This window comes from Nonomuraea turkmeniaca (genome assembly GCF_005889735.1).
Lineage (GTDB): Bacteria > Actinomycetota > Actinomycetes > Streptosporangiales > Streptosporangiaceae > Nonomuraea > Nonomuraea turkmeniaca.
Genome location: NZ_VCKY01000349.1, coordinates 1 through 8,349, shown reverse-complemented (window position 1 = coordinate 8,349; position 8,349 = coordinate 1). Strand labels below are relative to the sequence as shown.

8 protein-coding genes are annotated in these 8,349 nt (G+C 65.5%); 6 read left to right on the top strand and 2 right to left on the bottom strand.

Annotated elements, in window-relative coordinates:
- Nucleotides 1-309: hypothetical protein (locus ETD86_RS56335; protein ID WP_211370839.1), on the top strand; the 309-nt coding region annotated here is incomplete at its 5' end.
- Nucleotides 310-521: 212 nt separating this feature from the next.
- Here ETD86_RS56335 and ETD86_RS50570 read toward each other — a convergent pair.
- On the bottom strand, nucleotides 522-998 hold the full coding sequence (locus tag ETD86_RS50570) for a hypothetical protein (protein ID WP_138673758.1): 477 nt from the start codon (nucleotides 996-998) through the stop codon (nucleotides 522-524).
- A gap of 17 nt (nucleotides 999-1,015) precedes the next feature.
- Nucleotides 1,016-1,561 carry a hypothetical protein gene (locus tag ETD86_RS60455; protein WP_425465712.1) on the bottom strand — a complete coding sequence of 182 codons (546 nt, stop codon included), beginning with the start codon at nucleotides 1,559-1,561 and terminating at the stop codon, nucleotides 1,016-1,018.
- A gap of 559 nt (nucleotides 1,562-2,120) precedes the next feature.
- On the opposite strand from ETD86_RS60455, the gene ETD86_RS57665 reads away from it, so the two are divergent.
- The 5 genes from ETD86_RS57665 to ETD86_RS50540 all read left to right on the top strand — a co-directional run bounded on the left by ETD86_RS57665 (nucleotide 2,121) and on the right by ETD86_RS50540 (nucleotide 7,961).
- A complete protein-coding gene (locus ETD86_RS57665; protein WP_211370838.1) occupies nucleotides 2,121-2,378 on the top strand; it encodes a hypothetical protein in 258 nt (85 codons plus the stop codon).
- A gap of 195 nt (nucleotides 2,379-2,573) precedes the next feature.
- Complete coding sequence (locus tag ETD86_RS50555; protein ID WP_138673756.1) at nucleotides 2,574-3,266, top strand: TetR/AcrR family transcriptional regulator; 693 nt, start codon at nucleotides 2,574-2,576, stop codon at nucleotides 3,264-3,266.
- A gap of 131 nt (nucleotides 3,267-3,397) precedes the next feature.
- Nucleotides 3,398-4,243 carry an alpha/beta fold hydrolase gene (locus tag ETD86_RS50550; protein ID WP_138673755.1) on the top strand — a complete coding sequence of 282 codons (846 nt, stop codon included), beginning with the start codon at nucleotides 3,398-3,400 and terminating at the stop codon, nucleotides 4,241-4,243.
- A gap of 533 nt (nucleotides 4,244-4,776) precedes the next feature.
- Nucleotides 4,777-7,179 carry an FtsX-like permease family protein gene (locus ETD86_RS50545; RefSeq protein ID WP_138673754.1) on the top strand — a complete coding sequence of 801 codons (2,403 nt, stop codon included), beginning with the start codon at nucleotides 4,777-4,779 and terminating at the stop codon, nucleotides 7,177-7,179.
- Between the two features lie 11 nt (nucleotides 7,180-7,190).
- A complete protein-coding gene (locus ETD86_RS50540) occupies nucleotides 7,191-7,961 on the top strand; it encodes an ABC transporter ATP-binding protein (RefSeq protein WP_138673753.1) in 771 nt (256 codons plus the stop codon).
- Nucleotides 7,962-8,349: the final 388 nt, after the last annotated feature.

Genomic DNA, 8,349 nt, shown 5'->3' with positions numbered 1-8,349 from the left:
GCCAGGAAGAACCCGGCCAGGCAGGCCGGGCAGGCCGGGCAGAACCCGGCCAGGCAAGACCCGGCCACAGCACTGGGGAACCTGCTCCGCCAGGCGATCGACGACCTACGCCAGGATCCACGCTCAGCCAAGCTCCACCGCGCCCTGACCGCCACCTACCTCCGCGGCACACCCACCCAGGAACTGGCCGCGGAACAACTCGGCCTCCCCTTCACCACCTACCGCCGCCACCTGACAGCCGGCATCCAACGCCTCTGCGCCGACCTGTGGCACCAGGAGCTGCACGGCACCAACACACCGGACCGCTAGGTCAGTCGGCCAGCGCGAAGCCGGCCGCCGCCTCCGCGTGCTGTGGGAAGGTGATCGATAAACGCGGGTCGAGGACCTGGTGGTCTCCGGGGACTGGATGGCGCCGTCGGGGTAAAACATGAGGGCCTTCCGGTTCGGTGTAGATGTGACAATCCACCCCAGACCGAAGGCCCTCACCCATTCACAAGGCCATCAACCTTGTGTCAATACAGTCAGCCCTCGTCGATGATCGAGACCTTAACGCGAACGGCGCCGTCGTTGTCGCGGAGACAACGGTCGTCGTCGTTGATGCGCAACTGGAGGAAGCCTTCCTCGTGTACCCGGAAGGTGGCTGCCTGGCCGACCTTGAAGACGTGTGCGTTGATCTTCCCGATCAGCGTGCCGTACGTGTGGTTGCCGAGGATCTTGCACCCCTGGTAGATCTCGCGGTCGACGTGCCAGGAGTACCCACGCGCGGACACATAGGGGAACTTGCGGTAGTCGACCGTCCACCTGCCGCCGACGTGGTGCACCTGCACGAGGTCGCCAGGCTCGACGAAGACGCCCGTCCGTTGCCAGCCAATTTCCGAGTTGATCCATTTACGTTTGCCGACCTGCGCATCCGAGGCCGAGGCGGGTGACGCGGCGGCGAGGACGCAACTGCCGGCGGCCAGCGTGGCGAGGAACAGGGTGGCGAGCTTTGATCGCATCCGTGGATGCCCTTTCTCTAGCTGTGTCTGTGCCGTTCGTACAACCGGGTTGGATGCCGCCCGGGGAAGTAAGGTTCACCGTCTGGAGATCTTTGTGGCGTTCCCGGCACGCCAAACCTCGTCGCGAGCGCGGCTGGACCGGCCGTCTGTCGGCGTGATAACAAGGGGCCGGTGCCCGGCCGTACGCCTGCGTCTTGATCGTTTTGAGGTAGTGCAGCTCCGGAAGGTCGTCGGCGAGGACCGCGATCATCCAGGCATCGAGCTGCCGGCCGCAGCGGTGCGTCATCATCTCGGTGCGCCGAGGTCGGTGCAGTGTGTGATCGTCGCCGCCGAGCACGCCGCAGCTGAGCTCGCGCGCGGTCACACCCTGCTCGACGACGACCACTCCGGTCGTAGGCCAGCGCCGGCACTACGCCCGCGCGCAGTTCTTCCATGGAGGTGCCACGTGAGATGCCGATGGAGGAGCCCATGCCGGCCGGATTGACGTACATCGGCCAGTCGAGCGACTTCACCAGACCCCAGTGGTCGGTGGTGGTGCGCCATTCGTGCTCGGTGAACCACACATGTGGGCTAACGGAAATGTCCAGATCACGTCTCAGCTCCACCGGCCACCTGCCCGCCGATCGATGATGACAGCGACGGGCTCGTACAGATCCCTCGGCAGAGCGTCGAGCACAGCCTGCGCCTCGGCGGACGGCCCACCCGCCGGCACAGGCACGCGCACGCGTTCAGTCACGATCGATCAGCCTTCCTCAGTGGCACGAAGACAGCACCGCCAGCGGCACGGTGTTCGCCGTCGCAGCACCCCGCCCGCCGAGTGTCGGCTCTTCGCCTGACCAGTTCCCAGACCATTCGCTATCCACCTACTGGCCAAAGAGCATGCGCTGGGCGGCGCACTCCCGGAGGGCGTGTTGAACAACCCGGTCGACAACGTCCGCACCGCCCTCCACGGGGTCGAGGGCCATCTGCGTGCGGACGTCTCGGCGCGGCTCCGTGGGCGCAGGGCTGCCGCGGCGACCAACCTGCGCGGCACGCTTGACCGGCTGTTCGACGAGGTGACCGGGAACCGGATCGGCTCGGCGTTCGCGATCCGGCGGCACGGCCAGCTCCTCCTGCTGGAGGGTGCTGCGTGCCTACGTCGGCCAGGCCGCGCTGCCCCCGGGATGGCTACGGGTGCTGACCGACGAACGGTTGCGTCCGGCGCTCAGCCTCGTGCACGCCGACCCGCGTGTCTCGCTGCTCGACCTGCTCCGCGGGCGAATGCGTGATCGGCAAGTGGGGTTGCCGGCCGAAGGCATCGGCCCTTTGCCGCAGGATCTGGTCCTCGTAAGGGGCGATCGACGCGGCCCGTGCCGTGCCAGCCATGAACAGGACGGCTGACAGTCCGGCCACTGTTCCCGGCACAGCCCGGCGAGTTGTCTCAGGCATGTGGGTCCTCCATCTCCTTGTACGTGGTCACGAAAGCGCTGCGATGATCTTGTCTTGGGCGATAGGCAGGTGGCGGTCCGTACCCCTGCCTGACACCGACGGGCGGCACCCCCGTCCAGCTGCGCAGACGCTGTTATCGTTGCTGCCGTGGAGCGGGACCTCACGCGTGAGCGGATCATCAAGGCGGCCTACGACCTGCTCGCCAAGGGTGGGCGCGAGGCGGTGTCGACCAGGGCGGTCTGCGCCGCGGCGGGGGTGCAGTCGCCGACGCTCTACCGGATCTTCGGGGACAAGAACGGGCTGCTCGACGCGGTCGCCAGTCGCGGATTCGAGAGCTATCTCGCCGGCAAGAAGGCCCTGGACCAGACCGACGACCCGGTCGAGGATCTGCGACGCGGCTGGGACCTGCACGTCGGTTTCGGGGTCGCCAACCCGGCCTGCTACTCGCTGATCTACGGGGACGCCCGGCCGGGCGTCGAATCGCCGGCCGCCCAGCGGGCCTCCGCTGAGCTGGCCAAGAGGGTCAAGCGCATCGCCGAGGCGGGCCGGTTGCGGGTTAGCGAGGAACGCGCCGCACATTTGATCCACGCAGCGGGGTGCGGCATGACATTCACGCTTATCTCGCTGCCCGAGGAGGAGCGCGACCCGGCGCTTTCCATCATGGCCCGAGAGTCGATCATCGCCACGGTCACCACCGAGGAGTCCGGCGCCGCCGGAAACAGTCCGATCAGCATCGCGGTGGCGCTGCGTGCCGTCGCGCCGCAGCTGACCATGTTCACCGCCGCCGAGCGCAGCATGCTGACCGAGTGGATGGACCGCGTCGCCGCATCGGACCAGTGAGCAGCGGCGGCGTTGACCATAAGACGTGATGTGCGCAAACCGGCGTTATCGTCGGTAACATGATCCCGTTGCCGCGTAGGTCCACACGATCATCCCACGAGCCTTGACAGAGGCGCCATTAAGGAGCAGTCATGTCCGCCACCTCCACTCTGGTGTTCGTTCACGGTTTTTGGCATGGCTCCTGGTGCTGGAGTGAAGTCGTCCCCCATGTGGTGGCCGCGGGGCGGCTGGCCGTAGCGGTGGACATGGCGGGGCACGGGCTGTACGCTCGCCGTCCTCAGTGGTTCACTGAACAGCCGTACAACCCTGAGGCGGTCCGCACAGAGGTTTCGCCCGTGGCGGACGTGAGTCTCGACCATGCGGCCGAGTTGCTGACTTCGCAGATCAAGCGGATCGGCGGCGGCGAGCCGGTTACGGTGGTCGCCCACAGCGCGGCCGGCCCCGTACTGACGCGAGTGGCCCAGCGGACGCCAGAGCTGGTTGCGCACGCGGTGTACCTTTCCGCGTACATGCCGGCATCTGGCGTGCCGGCTGCGGCTTACACGCGGATGCCGGAGGCCGCCGATGACCAGGTCGCGCCGTTGTTACAGGGCGACCCGGCAGAGACCGGCGCGCTGCGGCTCGACTTGGCCACGGACGACGCGGCGTATCGGCAGCGGCTTTACGAGGCGTTCTATGGTGACGTGGACCCGATCCTTGCCGACGCCGCCACCGGCCTGCTGACGCCCGACGGTCCGATCGGCATCATGCTGGGCACCACCACCCTGACCGACGACGGCTGGGGATCGGTGCGGCGCACGTACCTCACCTGCACGCGGGACATGGCGATCCGGCCGGGCGTGCAGGCGAAGTTCATCTCCGAGGCCGACGCGGCCTTTCCGGACAACCCAACCTCCGTCGTCGCGCTCGACGCCTCCCACTCGCCATTCCTCTCGATGCCCGGCGAGCTGGCCGGCATCATCACCCCGCTCGGCTGACACGAAGCCATACTTCGCCCACGCGCCGGGCCCGCACCGCAGTCGCGTAGGCGAACATCTCCTATGAACGTCACCTGGATGTTGGAGGCCCGCCCAGCCGGACTGACAGCCCGGCAACCGGTCGGTGCCACCGGCCCGCCCGGCCGGAGGAAGAGTGGGTCAACCTGCTGCTTGGGCCGGCTCAACGTAGTGCACGGCCGGAAAGCACCGCCGCCGCCTTATGAAACACGGCCTAGGGGTCACCCCTAGGGGACGGCCGGGACAAGCCCAGGGGACGGGTCCGGATGATCTCGGATACTGCCGGAGAGGCCCCGCTGGAAGGCTGCGAGCATGGCCACAACGACCTCGATCGCGCAGCACGCACCCTCGACGCTGGATGCAGCCCTCGCACAGCGCTCACCCCCGCGACCGGCCCATTTACGCCCAGACCCGAGAGGTTCATCGTCGCCGGCATCCTCGGGCTTTCGGGCTGCGCCCCCCGCCGATGAACTGGCGTGGATGTCCACGCAGATTCCGGGAATGCAGAATTTCCAGTGAACGAGCGGAACTCTCCGTATTTTCGGTACGCATACAACGCGCTGATCAAGGACAAGGGCGTCAATATTGCGCTCGCTGTGCTTCTGATCCTCAGCGCCTTCTTGATGGTCACCGGGTCCATGGTGATGGAGCGCTCGATCGGATCGGTCGATCAGCTCTTCGAAGAGGCGAAACCGCCGCACTACTTGCAAATGCACAAGGGCGATTACGATCCGGATGCGCTGACCCGGTTCGCCTCGGACCACCCGGAGATCGACGCATGGCTTGTCGAAGAGATGCTCGGCTTCGACAGTGCCGCCATCGCCTGGCACCGTCCCTCGACGGGCGAGTCGGGCGATCTTGCCGACAGCTTGATCGATAACCTTTTCGTGACGCAGCAGGAGGAATTCGATTTTCTGATCGACGAGACGGGTGCGATTCCCCAGGCCTCACGAGGAGAGGTCTACGTTCCGGTGGCCTATCAGCAGAGCTTCGGTCTCCAGGCCGGCGACAAGTTGGCGATCAGGACGGACACCGGGATCCACGACCTGCGCATCCGTGGGTTCGTGCGCGATTCGCAGATGGCGTCGTCGCTGTCCTCCGCCACGCGGTTCCTGGTCTCCGAAGCGGACTTCCAGGAACTCGGCCGTGCCGGAGGCGGCACTCCCGAGATCATCGCTGAGTATCGGCTGACCGATCCATCCTTGGCATCGGAGTTCCAGCGCGCGTACGAGGGAGACAAAGCCTTACCGAAGAACGGTCAGGCGGTCACTTACCAGATGATCCGCCTGGTCAATGCGTTCAGTGATGGCCTGGTGGCGGTGGCCATGGTGTTCCTGAGCCTCCTCCTCATCGCCATCGCCCTTCTCAGCTTGCGCTTCGTGATCCGCGGGACACTGGAGGAGGAGGTCCGCGAGATCGGCGTGATGAAAGCCATCGGCCTTCCCGACCAGGCGATCGTCAGCCTGTATCTCTCGAAGTACCGTGTCATGACCCTTCTCGCGTGCATCATTGGTGGCGTCCTCGCCGTCATCGCATCGGGTCTCCTGACGCGGAGTATCCAGGTGAATTACGCCCAGGCGCCGGTAGGTCTCACGACGATCCTGGTGCCCGTGCTCGCGCTGCTGTCCGTCTACCTGTTCGTCATCGCCATCTGCCGCGGTGTCCTCAGGGGGGTCAGGAAAGTCCAGGTCGTCAACGCCTTGGTCCACGGCAGCACTCTCCATGAGCGGCAGACCGCACGCCACGCCAAGCGGCAGGCCAGGCGAGCCCGGCGGACCAGCCTCGCCTCCTATCGAGGCAGGAGCATCAGTCGGCGCCTGGCCTTTTCTGACCTGCGTGCCGAGAGCGGGCAGTGGGTTCTGATCCCCATCGTCTTCTTCCTCGGAACTGTCCTCATGACGCTCCCGCTGAATCTGCTCAGCACATTCGAGAGTCCCCGCTTCGTCACGTACATGGGGGCCCCGGAGAGCGACGTGCGTGCTGATCTGCAGTTCTCGAAAGATGTCGACTCGGTACGCGCGGACGTGCTCTCGAGCATGCGGAGCGATGGTCAGCTGACGCAGGTGCGTGTCTTCGCCAACGAGCTGTACGAGATCCAAGAGGGGGAAGGATGGGAGACCCTGCGCGTCGAAGTGGGTGACTACTCGGGCGCCACGGTCGAGTTCTTGGAGGGCGGGCGACCCGAACCCGGGCAGATCGCACTCTCCGTCTTGAACGCGAATAGGTTCCAACTCTCAACCGGGAGCAAGCTGACCATTCGCCATGGTGGTGAATCGGCCACGGTTGTCGTCAGTGGCATCTATCAGGACGTTACCAGTGGTGGCCACACCGCCAAGATGCAGGGCGAGGTGACGACCGGCGCATCCGGATACGTGATCTATGCCAACACGGTCGATCGGGCGGACCCCGCAGCTGTGGCTGCTCAATACAGCGAGCGCTTTCCGGCGGCCACCGTGATCCCGATGCGGGAGTACGTCCAGCAGACGCTGTCGCACACAACCGGCGCCTTCCGGAGCGCTGCCATCATGTCCTTCATCTTCGGGATCGGTGTCGCGGTGGTCATCACGGGCCTGTTTCTCAAACTGCGTCTGACGAGAGAACGACGGAAGATGGGAATTCTGTCCGCCATCGGCTTCTCCATGGGCGAGATTGTCGCTCAGGTGAAGGGAAAGGCTCTCCTCACGATGGCCGCCGGGACATTGCTCGGTCTTGGGTTCGTGGCGACGGGCGGAGAGTCCCTCGTCGGCCTCTTCATCTCCCTGGCGGGACTGGGGATCGCGAACCTCTCATTCATTCCGAACCTGTTGCTCGTCTACGTGGCCTACCCGGTGATTCTGGTCGGTGCCGGGTATCTCGGCGCCGTGGTTCTCACCGCGCGGCTTCACGGTGCCGACAAGAGCCTGTGGCTCAGAGCATGATAGGAGCATTCATGCCGCACGATGATCACGTCATGCTGGAATCCCGGGATCTCGCCAAAACGTACTACTCCACTGAGCCGCCCACCCAGGTCATCAATGGAGTTGACCTGATCGTCAGGAAGGGTGAGTTCCTGGTCGTGATGGGGGCGTCAGGTTCCGGGAAGTCGTCGCTGCTCTACAGCATCAGCGGAATGGACCGTCCGACGAGTGGAACGGTTTTCCTGGAAGGGCGGGATCTGACTTCTCTGAGTGACGTAGAGATGAGCCGTGTTCGGCTGACGAAGATGGGATTCATCTTCCAGCAGGCGCACTTCCTCAGCAACCTGAACATCCGTGACAACATTCTCCTGCCCGCCTTCAAGGCGGCACCGAAGGAGAAGGACGCCGCGGTCGCCCGCGTCGACGCCATCATGGAGCGATTCGGGATCGCGCATATCAAGCAGCACGGCATCACTCAGGTCTCGGGAGGCCAGCTACAGCGAGCTTCGCTCTGCCGGGCACTGGCGTGCGAACCGTCCATCCTGTTCGCGGACGAGCCGACCGGCGCGTTGAACAGCAGCATGTCGACCGAGGTCATGGAAGCGCTCACGGAAGTGCACAGTGACGGAACGACCCTCGTCATGGTGACGCACGCCCCCGCTTGTGCCGCGCGGGCCGATCGCGTGATCTACCTACGGGATGGCCGACTGGTCGATTCCCGCCAGTTGGGGAGGTGGAGCAAGGAGCAGTCGACGCAACGGGAGGATGACCTGCTTGCATGGCTGAGGAAACTGGGATTCTGAAACGGGATCAAGGAAGTCGCGCTCGTGGGCTGAGGGCGACTCGCGCAGAGCCGGGACGATGAACATGGAGAGCAGGAAGATCACGGCAGGTCCGACGGCGAGTGAGGCGGCGCCGTAGGCGAGGCACAGCGCGATCACGGCGAAGTCGAGGCCGACCCCGGCGAGCGAGGTCACCGTGGCGCGGGACGGACTGGTGGTGAAGGCTTGCAGGCGGGCGTCCACCACGATGGTCACCATCTGGAAGGCGGCATAGCCCGCGGCCAGCGCCACGAACCCGGCTGGTGTCGGCTCAGCGCGCCCGCCGCCGCGACGACTCCTGCTGCGGCGAGGGTCCAGGCCAGCGTGCGGGAGGACAGGCGTTCTGCCCATCCCCCCAGCAGCCCTCCAA

Excerpts from the sequence above, each read along its gene's own strand:
- ETD86_RS50570 (WP_138673758.1), bottom strand. The coding sequence starts at position 998 with ATGCGATCAAAGCTCGCCACCCTGTTCCTCGCCACGCTGGCCGCCGGC.
- ETD86_RS50550 (WP_138673755.1), top strand. The coding sequence starts at position 3,398 with ATGTCCGCCACCTCCACTCTGGTGTTCGTTCACGGTTTTTGGCATGGC.
- ETD86_RS50540 (WP_138673753.1), top strand. The coding sequence starts at position 7,191 with ATGCCGCACGATGATCACGTCATGCTGGAATCCCGGGATCTCGCCAAA.